Origin of the sequence: Quadrisphaera sp. DSM 44207 (genome assembly GCF_900101335.1) — a bacterium.
Classification (GTDB): domain Bacteria; phylum Actinomycetota; class Actinomycetes; order Actinomycetales; family Quadrisphaeraceae; genus DSM-44207.
In genome coordinates this window covers 1,069,204-1,083,704 of the sequence record NZ_FNKA01000001.1, presented here as the reverse complement: position 1 = coordinate 1,083,704, position 14,501 = coordinate 1,069,204, and the positions used below count along the sequence as shown (strand labels likewise).

Below are 14,501 nucleotides of genomic sequence, written 5' to 3'. Positions count from 1 at the left end.
GGTGAGGGGCGCGGCGCCGGGCGCGACACGCCCGGGCCACCCGATCGGCTCAACCCGCAGGGCCGTCGTGCCGATGGCCTCCTCGTGACCGTCCAGACCTCCGCCCCGCCGGCGCCGCGCAAGCGCCGCCGCGGTGTCGTCACGCCCTACGACTTCCGGCGCCCCACCGCGCTGGCGCGCGAGCACACGCGCGCCCTGGAGGTCGCCTTCGAGACCTTCGCGCGCCAGTGGTCCACGCTGCTGCTGACCCGGCTGCGCACCCCGTGCCAGGTCACCCTCTCGGGCGTGACCTCCCGCACGTACGACGAGTACGTGCGCTCCCTGCCGGGCCACTCCGTGCTGGTCACGTTCACCCCCGCCGAGGGCTCCGGGCCCGGGCTGGTGCAGCTGGACACCGGCACCGCCCTGGACTGCGTCGACTTCATGCTGGGCGGCCGCGGCGGCGGCGCGCACCCCGAGCGCGAGCTGACCGAGATCGAGTTCCGCCTGCTGCGCGACCTCGTCACCCGCAGCCTCGCCGACATGGCCTACGCCCTCGCCGGCGTGCTGCCGCTCGAGCCCGCCGTGACGGGCATCGACTACAACCCCCAGTTCCTGCAGGCCGCCGCGGCCGCCGACGTCGTCGTCATCGCCACCCTCGGCATCGCCCTCGGCGAGGACGCCGAGGCGGTGGAGGCGACGATCATGCTGCCGACCGGGCAGCTGCTCGCCCGCCTGCGCGACGCGGGGGACCGCGCGCGCTCGGTCGAGCAGCTGCGCAAGGAGCGCCAGGCCGCCGACGTCCTCTCCCGCGCCGTGCCGGAGCTGCCCGTGGAGGTCTCCGCCCGCTTCGCCGCGATGACCACCCGCCCCGCCGAGGTGCTCGCCCTCTCCGTCGGCGACGTCCTGCGCCTGCCGCACCCCACCACCCGACCCCTGGACGTCGTCACGGCTGACGTCGTCCTCGCCCGCGCCGTCGCCGGCACGAGCGGACACCGCCTGGCCTGCCTGGTGGTCAGCCCCGAGGAGGAGAAGTCCCGATGACCGCTGCCGTGAACGCCGCCACGACCGCCGCCGCGACCGCCACCGACGCCGCCGGGGCGGCCCCGACCGACCTCCTCGTCGCCGCCGCCTCCGCGGCCGCGGCCCTGCTGCCCTCTCCGTCGCCCCTCGTGCCGGGCCCGACGCAGACGCCGCTGCCGCCGGAGTCCGCGGCCACCGTCGTCCTCGCCGAGTTCACCGGCGACGTCTCCGGCGCCGTCGCGGTCGTCGTCGACCCGGCGCTCGAGGCCGCCCTGGCCGGCGCCCAGGGCGGGCCGCTGCCCGTCGAGGCCGCCGTCGCCCCCGCCCTGGAGGCGGCCGTCGCCGCCCTGGGCGTCGCCGTCCTGTCCCCGGCGCGCACGAGCACCGTCGCCGAGCTGCTCACCGTGCCCGAGCTGCACCTGGTGCCGCTCGTCGCCGACGGGGAGGTCGCCGCCTGGGTCGGCCTGCGCCTGCGCGCCGCCGACGGCAGCCCCGTGCGGGCCGCCGCGCCGGCCGGGGCGCCCGCCCGCCCGCTCGGCGCCGGCTCCGGCCTGCACCTGCTGCGCGACGTGGAGATGACGCTGACCGTCGAGCTCGGCCGCGCCCGCCTGTCGGTGCGCGAGCTGCTCGGGCTCACCCCCGGCTCGGTCGTCGAGCTCGACCGCGCCGCCGGCGCGCCCGCCGACCTGATGGTCAACGGCCGCCTGCTCGCCCGCGGCGAGGTCGTCGTCGTGGACGAGGACTACGGCATCCGCATCACCGAGATCGTCGAGCCCGGCGGGGAGGGCTGACCCGCCGTGGGCACCGGTCTCGACGTCGCGGACCTCCTGCTGCGCGTGGCGGTCTCCCTCGCCGCCGTGCTCGGCCTGGTGTGGCTGCTCGCCCGCGGCGCCCGCCGCACCGGCGCCGGCCGCGTCGCTCCCGCCAGTCGCTTCGCGGTGGTCGGGCGCCAGTCCCTCGGGCGCAGCGCCGGCGTGGCCGTCGTCCGGGTCGGGGACCGCGCGCTCGTGCTCGGCGTCACCGAGCAGTCCGTGCGCCTGCTGGCCGAGACCGACCTGTCCGCCGTGCTCGAGCCCGCCGCGGCGCCCGAGCAGCGCACCGAGGTGGACCTGACCGCCGCCACCACCGCCGCCGTGCGCACCGCCGCGCCCGCGCCCCGCTCGCCGCTGCAGGGCTCGGCGCTCTCGCCGCAGACCTGGAGCCGGGCCCTGGAGGCCCTGCGGGAGAGGACCACCCGAGGATGACCCCCTCCGCCTCCCCGCCCCGGCGCCGTCCCGGCGCCGCGGCGGCGGCCGCCCCTGCCCTCGCGGCCCTCGTGCTCGCCCTCGGCGCGCTGCTCGCCGGCGCTCCCGCGGCGCCCGCCGCCGCGGCGGCCCTGCCGGCGGCGGCCCTGCCGGCGGCCATGCTCACCACCGGCACCGCGCCGGGGCCGACCGCCCCGGTGCCCCCGGCGGCGCCCGACGCCTCCGCCCCGGCGGTCAGCGTCGACGTCAACGGCGTCGACGGGACGCCGAGCTCGGCGGTGACCCTCATCATCGCCGTCACGCTGCTCGCGGTGGCCCCCGCGCTGCTGCTCATGACGACCGCGTTCACCAAGATCATCGTGGTGCTGAGCATCACCCGCAACGCGCTCGGCCTGACCTCGATGCCGCCGAACCAGGTGCTCGCCGGCCTGGCCCTCTTCCTCACCCTCTTCGTCATGGCCCCGGTGATCTCGGAGGTCAACGAGGGCGCCGTGCAGCCCTACCTGGCCGGGGCGATGACCTCGGGCCAGGCGTTCGAGGTGGGCGTGCAGCCGGTGCGCGAGTTCATGCTCGGCCAGACCCGCGGGGAGGACCTGGCGCTGATATCCCGCGCCGCCGACCGGCCCAACCCGGCCAGCCGCGAGGACGTGCCGCTGCTGACCCTCGTGCCGGCCTTCGTCCTCTCCGAGCTGCGCGCCGCGTTCATCATCGGCTTCGTCATCTTCGTGCCGTTCCTCGTCATCGACGTCGTCGTCTCCGCGGCGCTGATGGCGATGGGCATGATGATGCTGCCGCCGGTGACCGTCGCCCTGCCCTTCAAGCTCCTCCTGTTCGTGCTCGTCAACGGCTGGGGCCTGATCATCACCGCCCTCGTGGGGAGCTACGGCTCGTGAGCGACGCCGCCGTCCTCGACATCGGCCTGCAGGCGCTGCTCGTGGCCGCCAAGCTGTCCGCCCCCGTGCTGGTGACCGCCCTCGTGGTCGGCTTCGCGATCTCGCTGCTGCAGTCGGTCACGCAGATCCAGGAGGTCACGCTCAGCTTCGTGCCCAAGGCCCTCGCGGTCGGCGTGGCGCTGCTGGTGACGGGCAACTGGATGCTGCACGAGTGGGTCTCCTTCACCACCGCGCTCTTCGGCCGCATCCCCGACCTGCTCGCCGCCGGCTGAGCCGCCGTGAGCCTGCCCGCGCCGGCGCCCCTGTCGTTCGGGGTGCCCCTGGAGACCGTCGTCGCCACGCTGCTCGCGGTGCTGCGCATCACCACCTGGCTGGTCCTCGCGCCGCCCTTCGCGCACCGCGCGATCCCCGCGCGCGTCAAGGCGCTGCTCGCCCTCGCCCTCGGCCTGGCCGTCGCGCCCGGGCTCGACCTGCCGCCGGCCACCCTGCAGGCGGGCGCGCTCGTCGTCGCCGCCGCGCAGCAGGTGCTGATCGGGGGCGCCCTCGGCTTCGCCTGCTACCTCGTCTTCGCCGCCGTGCAGGCCGCCGGCGACCTGATCGACCTCTTCGGCGGCTTCCAGCTCGCGCAGGCCTTCGACCCGCAGACGCAGAGCGGCTCGTCGATCTTCGGGCGCTTCTACCACTTCACGGCGATCGTGCTGCTGTTCGCCAGCGACGGGCACCTGGTGGTCCTGCACGGGCTGCACCGCAGCTTCGACGTCCTCGGCGTCGACGAGGGCCTGTCGCTGGACGTCGTCGCCCGCGTCGTCACGGACGGCGCCGCGCAGCTGTTCCTCGCCGCGCTGCAGATCGCCGGCCCGCTCATCGCCGTCCTCTTCCTCACCGACGTCGGCCTGGGGCTGCTCACGCGCGTGGCGCCGGCGCTGAACGCGTTCTCCCTCGGCTTCCCGCTGAAGATCTTCATCACCCTCAGCGTCGCCGTCCTCGCCGTCGCCGTCCTGCCCTCCCTCGTCGACTCCCTGGCGCAGGACGCCGTCCGGACCACCACGACGATCGCGCGGGGCGGGAGCGGGTCGTGAGCGGGGGCGAGGACAAGACCGAGAAGCCCACCGCCAAGAAGCTGAAGGAGGCCCGCCAGCAGGGCCAGGTCGCGCGCTCGCCCGACCTCGGCGCCTGGCTCGGGCTCGGCGCGGCCGCGGCGGTGCTCCCGGTGGTGATCGCCGAGGGCCGCGAGCGCACCGAGCGCATGCTCGCCGGGGTCGCCGACGTCGCCCGCGACCCCGAGCCCGCGATGGTGCTCGCCGCCCTCGGGCAGGGCGCCGGGGCGCTGCTGCCCGTGCTGGGGCCGCTGCTGGCCGTCACGGTCGTCGTGGCGATCGCCGCGTCCGCCGGGCAGGGCGGCATCCACGTCGCCACCAAGGCCGCCAAGCCCAGCGCGAAGAACCTGCACCTGCTCAAGGGCCTCAAGCGCCTGTTCGGGCCGGCCGCGTGGTGGCAGGGCGCCAAGGCGCTGCTGAAGACGGTCGCGGTCGCGTTCGTGCTGCAGCTGACGATCCGGGAGCTCGCGCCGCTGCTGCTGACCGCCGGGTCGATGCCGCTGTCGAGCACCCTGGAGGCGGTCTCGGGCGGCACGGCGTCCATGCTGCGCACGGCCGTGGCGGTGGGCCTGGTGCTCGCCGCTGCCGACTACGCCGTCACCCGCCGCCGGATCACCAAGCAGCTGCGGATGACGCGCAAGGAGGTCCAGGACGAGCACAAGCAGTCCGAGGGCGACCCGCAGCTGAAGGGCGCGATCCGCTCCAAGCAGATGGCGATGAGCCGCAACCGCATGATGGCCGAGGTGCAGAAGGCCGACGTCGTGCTCGTCAACCCCACGCACGTCGCCGTGGCGCTGCGCTACGACAAGGACCGCGGGGCCCCGCGCGTGGTGGCCAAGGGCGCCGGGCACGTGGCCGCCCGCATCCGCGAGAGGGCCACCGAGCACCGCGTGCCGATGGTGGCCGACGTCCCGCTGGCGCGCGCCCTGCACGCCGCGTGCGAGCTGGACCAGGAGATCCCGCCGCACCTGTACGCCGCGGTCGCCCGCGTGCTGGCGTTCGTGATGGCGCTGCGCCGGCGCGGCTCGGCCGCCGGCGTGCACCGCGCGCCGTCCGGCAGCGCCCTGCCGGCCTGACCTTCGCGCCGCCCCCTCTCCGCGCTGCTGTTGTGCGCCCAGGTGCGGTTCCAGGCACGCCGTAGGCGCTGTTGTGCGCCCAGTTGCGGTTTCAGGCGGGCCGCGGGCGCTGTTGTGCGCCCAGGTGCGGTCGAGGGGGTCGCTGGGCCGGTCGGGCGACCCGGGCGTCCAGGAGCGCCCGAGAGGGTCCACGGGCGTCCAGCGCGGCGCCGCGGCGGCCGATGTGCCGGGGGAGGAAGGAGATCCCCATGTCCATCGGACCCGTTCCCGCCGTCCCCGCGAGCGGCAGCGGCAGCGCCCGCGACGTCCCGCTCGCCGCGCCCGCCGGCCGCCCCGGCGCGATCGAGCACGCCGCGGCCCGGGTCGGGCTCACCCGCCGCGAGCTGGTCGGCCACCTGACCCCGGACGACGTGCGCGTGGTCGAGGCCGCCTCGGGCGCGGGCGACGCGAGCGCGGTCGCGGCGGTCCTGGCCACGGAGCGCTACCTCGGCCGCCTGGTGAGCGACCTCGGCGTCGACCAGGCGCAGACGCTCTACGAGCGCCACCAGCGCGCGCCGCACCCCATCGAGCCCGCGCACCTGGCCGGGATCATCACCTACCTCGAGGGACGGCGGCACGCGCGCGACGTCGCCGCCCAGACCTCCCCGCGCCCGGCGGTCGCGCGCGTGGACCGCGTCGTCTGAGAGGCCCTCCCCGGGAGCCGCCCCCGGCCGGCCCCCGGGGCCCCGGCTCAAGGTCGCGGCCGCCGCGGCCGATGACACCCGTGCCAGGACGGCGCCGCACGGCCAGGGACGGGCCGCGACCAACGGGGGAGACCCCGGAACAGGACGGACGTTGGGCCCTCGTCGCTGGAGCCAGCTCGCCATGCCGGTCGGCGTGGTCGGCACCGTGCTGCTGCTCGTCATCCCGCTGCCGGCGCTGCTGCTGGATCTGCTGATCGCCGTGAACATCAGCGGCGCGCTGCTGATCCTCATGACCAGCATGTACGTCAAGCGGCCGCTGGACTTCTCCATCTTCCCGTCGCTGCTGCTCGTGGCGACCCTCTTCCGCCTCGGCCTCAACGTCGCCTCCACGCGCCTGGTGCTCGCCGACGGCTACGCCGGCAAGGTCATCGACGCCTTCGGGCACTTCGTCGTCGACGGCTCCCTCGTCATCGGCCTCGTGATCTTCCTGATCCTCGTGGTGATCCAGTTCGTCGTCATCACCAACGGCGCCGGCCGCGTCGCCGAGGTCGGCGCCCGCTTCACCCTCGACGCGATGCCCGGCAAGCAGATGGCGATCGACGCCGACCTCAACGCCGGCCTCATCGACGAGGACGTCGCGCGCACCCGCCGCGCCGAGGTCACCGCCGAGGCCGACTTCTACGGCGCGATGGACGGCGGCTCGAAGTTCGTCAAGGGCGACGCCATCGCCGGCATCATCATCACGCTGATCAACCTCGTCGGCGGGTTCGTGATCGGCGTGGCCCAGCGCGGCATGGCCCCCGGGGAGGCGCTGGCCACCTACAGCCTGCTCACCATCGGCGACGGCCTCGTCACCCAGGTGCCCGCGCTGCTGATGTCCGTGGCGACCGGCCTCATCGTCACCCGCGCCACCACGCAGGGCGACCTCGGCAGCGACGCCGCCTCCCAGCTGCTGCGCTCGCAGCCGGCCCTGCGCATCGCCGGCGCCGGCGCGATCGCCATCGCGCTCATCCCCGGCCTGCCCAAGCTGCCGTTCGTGCTCATCGGCGCCGCGATGATCCTGCTCGCGCAGCGCCTGCCCGCCGAGGCCGACGAGGCCGCCGCCGAGGAGGCCCCCAGCGCCCTCACCGCGCTGCCCGAGACGCCCGAGGCGCTGATGCAGCAGATGCGCGTGGACCCCCTCGAGATCGTCCTGGCGCCCGACCTCGTCGACCTCGTCGACGCCTCCTCCGGCGGCGACCTGCTCGACCGGGTGCGATCCCTGCGCCGCAAGGTGGCCCTCGAGCTGGGGGTCGTCGTCCCGCCGGTGCGCACCCGCGACTCCATCGACCTGCCGCTGTCCACCTACGCCGTGCGGATCTCCGGGGTCCAGGTCGGCGCCGGCCAGGCGCCGTCCGGCAAGGTGCTCGCCCTCGGCGACGCGCTCGACGGCCTGCCCGGGCAGGTGACCACCGAGCCGGTGTTCGGGCTGTCGGGCAAGTGGATCCCCGCCGAGATGCGCCACCAGGCGGAGATGACCGGCGCCACCGTCGTCGACCGCGCGTCCGTGCTCATCACGCACCTGGCCGAGATCGTGCGCACCAACGCCGCGCGACTGCTCTCCCGCGAGGACGTGCGCACCCTCACCGACGCCCTCAAGCAGTCCGACCCCGCCGTGGTCGAGGAGCTCGTGCCCAACCTGCTCTCCCTGGGGGAGGTGCAGCGGGTCCTGCAGGCCCTGCTCGAGGAGGGCGTGGCGATCCGCGACCTCGCGCGCATCTACGAGGGCCTGTCCCTGCGCGCCAAGGGCGGCGCGGACGTCGACGCCCTCGTCGAGGCCGCCCGCACCGCGCTGGGGCCGGCGGTCGCGGCCGCGCACGTGCAGGACGGCGTGCTGCGCGTGCTGACCCTCGACCCCCTCCTGGAGCACCAGCTCGTGGAGTCCCTGCGTGTCACGGACGCCGGCACGCAGGTCGGCATGGATCCTTCCAGGGTCGAGCGACTCGTGGACGAGGTCGGACGCCGCCTGGCGGCCGCCGAGGAGCTCGGGTGGGCTCCGGTGCTCGTGTGCGCCCCGGCGCTGCGCGCCCCGCTGCGCCGCCTGGTGGCGATGGCGGTGCCGCGGGTGACCGCGCTGTCCTACGCCGAGGTCTCCGGGCCCGGCCTGATGATCGAGACCGTGGGGGTGGTGAGCGGTGCTGACGCAGTTGCTGCTTGAGGGTCCGGCCATCGAGCCGCTCCTGCAGCGGGTGCGGGCCGAGCACGGCCCCGCTGCGCGCATCGTCAAGGCCGAGCGCGTGCGCGTCGGCGGCGTCGGCGGGTTCTTCGCCCGCCAGCGCTACGAGGTCACCGTCGAGGTCGACCTGACCGCGTCGGTGCCCACGGTCGTCCTCCCCGCCGTGGCGCCCGGCGTGGTGGCGCCCGGCGTGCCCGCCGACGCCACCGGGCTCGAGGCCCTGCTGGCGGCCGCGGAGAGCGCCGAGGAGCGCACCGAGCAGGTCGTCCTCTCCGGGTCCGCGCCGGCTGCCGCCCCCGTCCGGGCTCCCGTCCGGGCTCCCGTCCAGGTCTCCGTCCCCGCCCCCCGCGTCCCCGTCGTGACCGCCGCTGCCGCGGCTCCTCCGGCGCCCCCGGCCCCTCCGGCGCCCTTGGCACCCCCGGCCCCTCCGGCGCCCGCCGCGGAGGCGCCGGCGCCCGTCTTCGTGCCCGCCGTCCTCCCCGCCGTCCTGCCCAGCGCGACCGCCACCGCGGCCCCGGCGGCCGCGGCGCCCGCGGCCCCGGCGCCGCACCCGCCCACCGCACCGGCCTTCCCCGACGGGCCGCCGCTGTCGACCTACAGCGCGGACTTCGCCGAGCTGCTGGCCGGCGTCCGCCGCGCGCTGCTCGACCCGGCCGCGCCCGCGCCCGCGCCCGCGCCCGCGCCCGCGCCCGTGCCCGCGCCGCAGCCCCGACCCGTCCCCGACCCGGCGCCCGTGCCCGACCCGGCGCCGGTGCCAGCACCGGCGCCCGTGCCCGACCCCGCGCCGGTGCCCCAGCCGGAGCCCGTGGACGCCGTCCCGCCGCCGGCTCGACCGGGCCCGCGGGAGACGGCGCTCGAGCGCCACCGCCTCGCCCGCAGCGCCTCCCGCGTCCGGGTGCCCTCGGTCTCGGAGATCCTGGCCGGCGTCCCCTCCCTGCACGGGGTGCGCCTGCCGGCCGAGCAGGCCCTCCCGGCCACCCCGCCCGCCCCCGCCGCGGCACCCGCCGCGCCCGCTCCTGAGCGGGCGCCCGCCGGCGGCATGCAGGAGCGCCTCGCCGCCCTCGGCCTGCCCGCCGCCCTGCGCGCGGGCCTCCCCGACGACCTGGAGTCCGCCATGCCCGTCCTCGCCACCCGCCTCGCCGCGCTGCCGCAGGCGCCCGACCTGCCCGCCGGCCCGGGCGCCGTCGTCGCCGTCGTCGGCGCCGCCGCCGCGGCCGTCGAGGTCGCCGAGCGCCTGGCCGCCGACCTCGGCCTCGCCGCCCAGGACGTCGTGGTCGTCGGCTGCTTCGGGCACGGCTTGCCCACCTCCCGCCGCCTGCGCGACCAGCAGGCCGCCGCCCGCGCCGCCGCCCGCACCCGCGCCGGCGGCGGCACCCTCGTCGTCGCCGTCGAGGGTGGCGTCGGCGAGGGCACCGTGCTCGCGACGTCCGCGCTCGACGCGCTGGGCGCCGACCAGGTCTGGGCCGTCGTCGACGCCACCTGCAAGACCGCGGACGCCGCCCGGTGGCTGCGCCGCGTCGCGCCGGAGACGGGGGTCGACGCCCTCGCCGTGCGCGCCGTCGACGGCACCGCCGACCCGGCCACCGTCCTGGACCTGCCCGTGCCCGTCGGCCGGCTCGACGGCCGCCGCGCCGACGCCGCCGCCTGGACCGCGCTGGTCGGCCAGCGCCTCGTGACCCAGGTCGTCGACGGCTCCGCCGCCGCGCCCGCCCGGGACGCCGCGTGAGCGCCTCCGCGGCCCGCCCGCACCTGCCGCACCTGCACGACGCCGTCAGCGTCGTCGACGCCGCCGGCCGCACCCGACCCAGCCGGGTCGAGGCTCTGCACGAGGGCTGGCTCGCCGTCGCCGCGCCCGGTTTTCCCGGGGGCGGCGAGCCCGCCGCGCCCGGTGAGGCCTTCGACCTCGTCTGGCCGACCGCGGGCGGCGCGCTCGTGGTCCAGGTGCTGCTGCGCCAGCGCGTCCTCGGCGCCGTGCCCGTGTGGTGGGTGCAGCCCGTGGGCGACGTCGTCGTCCACCAGCGCCGCTCCTTCGTGCGCGCCCCCGCCGTGGTGGCGCGCACGACCCTGACCTGGCTGGTGCCCTTCGAGGGCACCGCGCAGGGCGACGTGCTGGACCTGTCCGAGGGCGGCATGCTCGCCCTCGTGACGGGCTGGGGCGGCGGCGTCGGCAGCGCCGTCGTCGCGGACGTCGTCGTCGGCGGCGAGCGCCAGGGCGACTTCGCCCTCACCGGCACCGTGCTGCGCGCCACCGAGCGGGGCCTGGCCGCCGAGCTCGCCGTCCAGTTCCACCAGCCGGTGCCGGGCGCCGACGAGATCCGCGGCCACGTCTTCGCGTGGGAGCGCCGCTACCGTCGCCGGGCGTGAGCGCGGGGCTGCGCCGCAGCACCGCCTGCTCCTGCTCGTGAGGGGCCCGCCGCGGCGCGGCGGGCCCCTCGGGACGTCCTGCGTCCACTCGGCCCGCGGCGACCTGCGGGCCCGTATCGTGGAGGGATGCTGGTCCTGACGCGCCGTGCCGGAGAGAGCGTCGTGATCGGGTCCGACGTGGTGGTCACGATCGTCGAGGTCCGCGGCGACGTCGTGCGGGTCGGCATCGACGCCCCCCGCGAGGTGCAGGTCCACCGCGAGGAGGTCTTCCGCGCCGTGCGCGAGGCCAACCTCGCCGCGGCGGCCGCCCCGGCGACGCCCGCGGCCCTCGACGCCCTGCGGCAGGGCCTCGCCGGCCGGGGCGCGTCCGCGCGCCCCGGCCGCCGGACGCCGTCCGCCTGAGCCGGCACCGGAACCGCCGCCCGGAACGACCGCCCGGAACGACCGCCCGGAACGACCGCCCGGAACGACCGCCCGCGCCGGGCCGTCCTCAGCCCTCGCGCATCTCCGCGACCAGGCTGTCCACCACCGCCCGCAGGTCACCGCCGTGCGCCGCCGCGACGGCGCGCTGGCGCTGGTAGCTGGCCCCCCGGCGCGGGATCTCCGCCACGCTCGCCAGCTCCTTCGAGCACCCCAGGCGCGCGGCCGTGGGCGCGAGGCGCTCGAGCAGGTCCGCCAGGTCGTCCGTGACGAGGCGCTCGCGGCCCGCGGCGTCGAGGATGACCTCGGCGTCCAGGCCGTAGCGCGCCGAGCGCCACTTGTTCTCCTGCACGTGCCACGGCGGCATGGTCGGCAGCTGCTCGCCGGCCTCCAGGCGGGCGTCGAGGTCGACGACGAGGCACTGCACGAGCGCCGTCAGGGCCGTCAGCTCCCGCAGCGTCGGGATGCCGTCGCACACGCGCACCTCGATGGTGCCGTTGGCGGGGGAGGGGCGGACGTCCCAGCGGATGTCCTTGAACGAGTCGACGACGCCCGTGACGAGCATGTCGTCGACGTAGGACTCCAGCTGAGCCCAGGTGTCGAACTGGAACGGCAGCCCGGCCGTGGGCAGCTGCTGGAACATCAGCGCCCGGTTGCTGGCGTACCCGGTGTCGGTGCCCGCCCAGTACGGCGAGGACGCCGAGAGGGCCTGCAGGTGCGGGAAGGTGTTGAGCAGGGAGTTGAGGATCGGCAGCACCTTGTGCACCGAGGAGACGCCCACGTGCACGTGCACGCCCCAGATCAGCATCTGCCGGCCCCACCACTGCGTGCGCTCGATGAGCTCGGCGTAGCGCGGGCCCTCGGTGACCTGCTGGGCGCTCCACTGGGCGAACGGGTGCGTGCCGGAGCTGACCAGCTCGATGCCGAGCGGCTCCGCGGCCCTGCGCACCAGCTCGCGCGTGGCCCGCAGGTCCTCCACCGCCTCGGCGACGGTCTCGCACACCCCGGTGACGACCTCGACGGTGTTGCGCAGCAGCTCCTTGGTCACGCGGGCCTCGTCGCACCCGCCCTCGTGGACGGCGCGCAGCACCTCGCCCGCGCTGCTGCACAGGTCGCCGGTGCGGCGGTCCACCAGCGCCATCTCCCACTCCACGCCCAGCGTGGGCCGGGGCGAGGGGGTGAAGGGGACGGGCACCGGCGGCTCAGAGGCGGGCGACGAAGAAGGCCAGGATCCCGGCCGCGAACAGCGCGGCGATCATGATCCCGATGATCGCGTTGGTGCGCAGGCTCGGCACCTTCGGCTCCGGCGCCGAGAGCCCGCTCGTCGAGCCGGCTGCCGGCGGGGTGTCCCCGGGCGCGACGCCACCGCCCGGCTCCAGGCCCGGGGTGTTGGCCGGGTCGGCGTTCTGCGGCACGTGGGCCTGGGGGTCGTTGCTCTCACGGCTCATGCCACCACTGTGAGCCGCCCGGCACGGTCCTGCCAGGGGAACGCCGCTGACCAGCCGCCGACCGGTCGTCGATCAGCCGCCGCAGACCTGGGAGGTCTCCACCGCCTGGTTCGGGTCCACCGGGGCCGGCGTCGCGCCGTCCGCGGGCACCGGGGCGCTCGAGGCGCTGGGGGAGGCGCCGGGGGACGGCGCCGCGCTCGGAGCGGGCGGCGGCGGCGGGGCGAGGGCCTCGTCGACGAGCTGGTGGATGCGGTCGTAGTCCGGGTCGCCGGTGTCGATGTTGGCGCTGGTGAAGGACAGGGACCGCAGCGAGGCGTCCTTGACCTTCAGGCCCAGCTCGACGAAGGCGTTCAGCTCGCTGGCGCTGATGTCGGTCTCGACGTTGCGCTCGGCGGAGGCGGCCAGGGCGGGGAAGGCGCGGGCGAGCTGGACGACGTCGAACTGGTGGACAGCGGCGCTGATGACGCAGCGCTGGCGGTCCATGCGCTCGTCGTTGCTCGACCCCTCGCGCGAGCGGGCGAACCACAGGGCCTCGTAGCCGTTGAGGCGGCGGTCCTGGCCCGCCTCGATGTACCCGGTGATCGGGTACTTGCGGCCGGTGGCGAGGTTCGTGCCGCCGCCGATCGGGATGTCGCGCGGGACGTCGAGCACGATGCCGCCCATGGCGTTGACGAGGTCCTCGAACCCCTTCATGTCCACGACGGCCACGTAGTCGATCTGCAGGTCGAGCACCGCCGAGACCGCCGCGCGGGTGGCGGCCAGGCCCGGGTCGGGGGCGCCGGGGAACAGCTCCGGGCGCTGCTCGCCGAACAGCCAGGTGGCGTTGAGCATGCAGCCGCCCTCGCCGTTCTCCTCGCAGGCCTGCGGCCACGCGCTCGCGGCCGGGGAGCCGGCGGGGAACGGGACCTCCTCGAGCTGGCGCGGCAGGTTCAGCAGCACGCTGTCGCCCGTCGCCGTGTCGATGCTCGCCACGATGATCGTGTCGGGGCGGGTGCCCTCGCGGTCCTCCCCGGAGTCCCCGCCGAGCAGGAGCACGTTGATGCGCGGCACGCCGGCCCACGGGTCGGAGCCGGCGGTCGGGGCGGCCAGCCCCTCGCGGCCGCCGGACTCGTCGAAGATGTTCGTCAGCAGCGAGCGCTGCGTCAGCGAGTAGCGCACGGCGGTCGCGGACGGCACGCCCACCACGCCCACGAGGGCGACGACCAGCACGGCGGCGAGGAGGTTCTGGCTCCACGTCAGCCGCTCCCGGCGCAGCGCCAGGTGGCTGACGAGGATGACCAGGCACCACAGCAGCCCCACCCCTGCCGCGACCGCGGCGAGGACCGTCATCGCGGTCGGGCTCGTGGCCAGGCGCAGGCCCAGGTCGAGCGCGCGGCCGCTGGCGAGCAGGGCCGCGGCGGCGGCGACCACGACGACGTCCAGGGCGATCAGGGCCCAGCCGGTGCGGCGGCGTCCGGCCGCCACCAGCCCCGCGCCCGGAACCAGCGCCCCGAGCACGGTCATGCCCATCAGCCGCCCGAAGAAGTCGCCCCGCCCGCTCGCGTGGTGCCCGCGCGAGGCGCCGCCGGGAGCCCCCGCCGGGCCGCCCGCACCGGCGTCCTCGGAGCGCACGTCGACGCGCCCGCCGGAGCGGGCGTCGCGACGGCTCCGGTAGGTCGCCGGCTCAGCGGCCATCAGGGCGTCCTCCTGCCTCGTGCTGGTGGTCGGTGCGGGCCTGGTGCTGGGCGTCGCGCCGGGAGTCGTGCCGGGATGACCATTGCACCACTCCTGCGGACCCGGTAGCGCACACTCGGGCCAGGTGGCGCGATATCCTCGGAGCTGCGCTCTCGATGGCACGGTCCTGCCAGGCCCGACGGAGCGCAGGGGAGGCGTCGCCTAGTCCGGTCTATGGCGCCCGCCTGCTAAGCGGGTTTGGGGCTACAACCCCATCGCGGGTTCAAATCCCGCCGCCTCCGCGCCGAGCGCGCACGGGCCCGGTCGGCCTCGCCCGACCGGGCCCGTGCGCGTGCCTGGATAGCATCGCCGGTCGTCCCCGCCCAGCCGCCCGAGCCGCCCCAGC

15 protein-coding genes and 1 tRNA gene are annotated in these 14,501 nt (G+C 76.6%); 13 read left to right on the top strand and 3 right to left on the bottom strand.

The features are described from left to right. Positions 1–84: 84 nt before the first annotated feature. The 12 genes from BLS82_RS05175 (at position 85) to csrA (ending at position 10,976) form a co-directional block, all read left to right on the top strand. Positions 85–1,023 carry a flagellar motor switch protein FliM gene (locus tag BLS82_RS05175; protein ID WP_092862081.1) on the top strand — a complete coding sequence of 313 codons (939 nt, stop codon included), beginning with the start codon at positions 85–87 and terminating at the stop codon, positions 1,021–1,023. Next, a complete protein-coding gene (gene fliN, locus BLS82_RS05170; protein ID WP_092862079.1) occupies positions 1,020–1,793 on the top strand; it encodes a flagellar motor switch protein FliN in 774 nt (257 codons plus the stop codon). The genes BLS82_RS05175 and fliN overlap by 4 nt, the downstream gene beginning before the upstream one ends. A gap of 6 nt (positions 1,794–1,799) precedes the next feature. After that, entirely contained in the window at positions 1,800–2,246 is a 447-nt protein-coding gene (gene fliO, locus BLS82_RS05165) for a flagellar biosynthetic protein FliO (RefSeq protein ID WP_092862077.1), read from the top strand. Next, complete coding sequence (gene fliP, locus BLS82_RS05160) at positions 2,243–3,139, top strand: flagellar type III secretion system pore protein FliP (RefSeq protein WP_092862075.1); 897 nt, start codon at positions 2,243–2,245, stop codon at positions 3,137–3,139. The genes fliO and fliP overlap by 4 nt, the downstream gene beginning before the upstream one ends. Next, positions 3,136–3,411: a flagellar biosynthesis protein FliQ gene (gene fliQ, locus BLS82_RS05155; protein WP_092862073.1), complete on the top strand. Its 276-nt coding sequence runs from the start codon at positions 3,136–3,138 to the stop codon at positions 3,409–3,411. The genes fliP and fliQ overlap by 4 nt, the downstream gene beginning before the upstream one ends. 6 nt (positions 3,412–3,417) lie before the next feature. After that, on the top strand, positions 3,418–4,218 hold the full coding sequence (gene fliR, locus BLS82_RS05150) for a flagellar biosynthetic protein FliR (RefSeq protein WP_218123577.1): 801 nt from the start codon (positions 3,418–3,420) through the stop codon (positions 4,216–4,218). Beyond that, positions 4,215–5,312, top strand: a complete 1,098-nt coding sequence (locus BLS82_RS05145) for an EscU/YscU/HrcU family type III secretion system export apparatus switch protein (protein WP_092862071.1) — start codon at positions 4,215–4,217, stop codon at positions 5,310–5,312. The genes fliR and BLS82_RS05145 overlap by 4 nt, the downstream gene beginning before the upstream one ends. Before the next feature lie 248 nt (positions 5,313–5,560). Continuing rightward, positions 5,561–5,995: a hypothetical protein gene (locus tag BLS82_RS05140; RefSeq protein ID WP_092862069.1), complete on the top strand. Its 435-nt coding sequence runs from the start codon at positions 5,561–5,563 to the stop codon at positions 5,993–5,995. A gap of 181 nt (positions 5,996–6,176) precedes the next feature. Further along, on the top strand, positions 6,177–8,192 hold the full coding sequence (locus BLS82_RS05135) for a flagellar biosynthesis protein FlhA (RefSeq protein ID WP_218123575.1): 2,016 nt from the start codon (positions 6,177–6,179) through the stop codon (positions 8,190–8,192). After that, on the top strand, positions 8,170–9,936 hold the full coding sequence (locus tag BLS82_RS05130; RefSeq protein WP_092862065.1) for a hypothetical protein: 1,767 nt from the start codon (positions 8,170–8,172) through the stop codon (positions 9,934–9,936). The genes BLS82_RS05135 and BLS82_RS05130 overlap by 23 nt, the downstream gene beginning before the upstream one ends. Then, positions 9,933–10,574 (top strand): PilZ domain-containing protein, encoded by a 642-nt coding sequence (locus tag BLS82_RS05125; protein ID WP_092862063.1) that lies wholly within the window; start codon positions 9,933–9,935, stop codon positions 10,572–10,574. The genes BLS82_RS05130 and BLS82_RS05125 overlap by 4 nt, the downstream gene beginning before the upstream one ends. A gap of 126 nt (positions 10,575–10,700) precedes the next feature. Next, the gene (gene csrA, locus BLS82_RS05120; protein WP_092862061.1) at positions 10,701–10,976 is read left to right on the top strand and encodes a carbon storage regulator CsrA; all 276 of its coding nucleotides are present in this window, start codon (positions 10,701–10,703) and stop codon (positions 10,974–10,976) included. Positions 10,977–11,064: 88 nt separating this feature from the next. Here the strand turns inward: csrA and BLS82_RS05115 are convergent, their stop codons facing one another. From BLS82_RS05115 to BLS82_RS05105, 3 genes are all read right to left on the bottom strand, one after another. Continuing rightward, complete coding sequence (locus BLS82_RS05115) at positions 11,065–12,189, bottom strand: glutamate--cysteine ligase (RefSeq protein ID WP_092862059.1); 1,125 nt, start codon at positions 12,187–12,189, stop codon at positions 11,065–11,067. 7 nt (positions 12,190–12,196) lie between these two features. Beyond that, complete coding sequence (locus tag BLS82_RS05110; protein WP_092862057.1) at positions 12,197–12,442, bottom strand: DUF6480 family protein; 246 nt, start codon at positions 12,440–12,442, stop codon at positions 12,197–12,199. A gap of 72 nt (positions 12,443–12,514) precedes the next feature. Beyond that, complete coding sequence (locus BLS82_RS05105; RefSeq protein WP_092862055.1) at positions 12,515–14,116, bottom strand: LCP family protein; 1,602 nt, start codon at positions 14,114–14,116, stop codon at positions 12,515–12,517. 190 nt (positions 14,117–14,306) lie between these two features. Between BLS82_RS05105 and BLS82_RS05100 the strand changes: the two genes are divergently transcribed. Further along, positions 14,307–14,397 (top strand) — tRNA-Ser (locus tag BLS82_RS05100). Positions 14,398–14,501 lie beyond the last annotated feature (104 nt).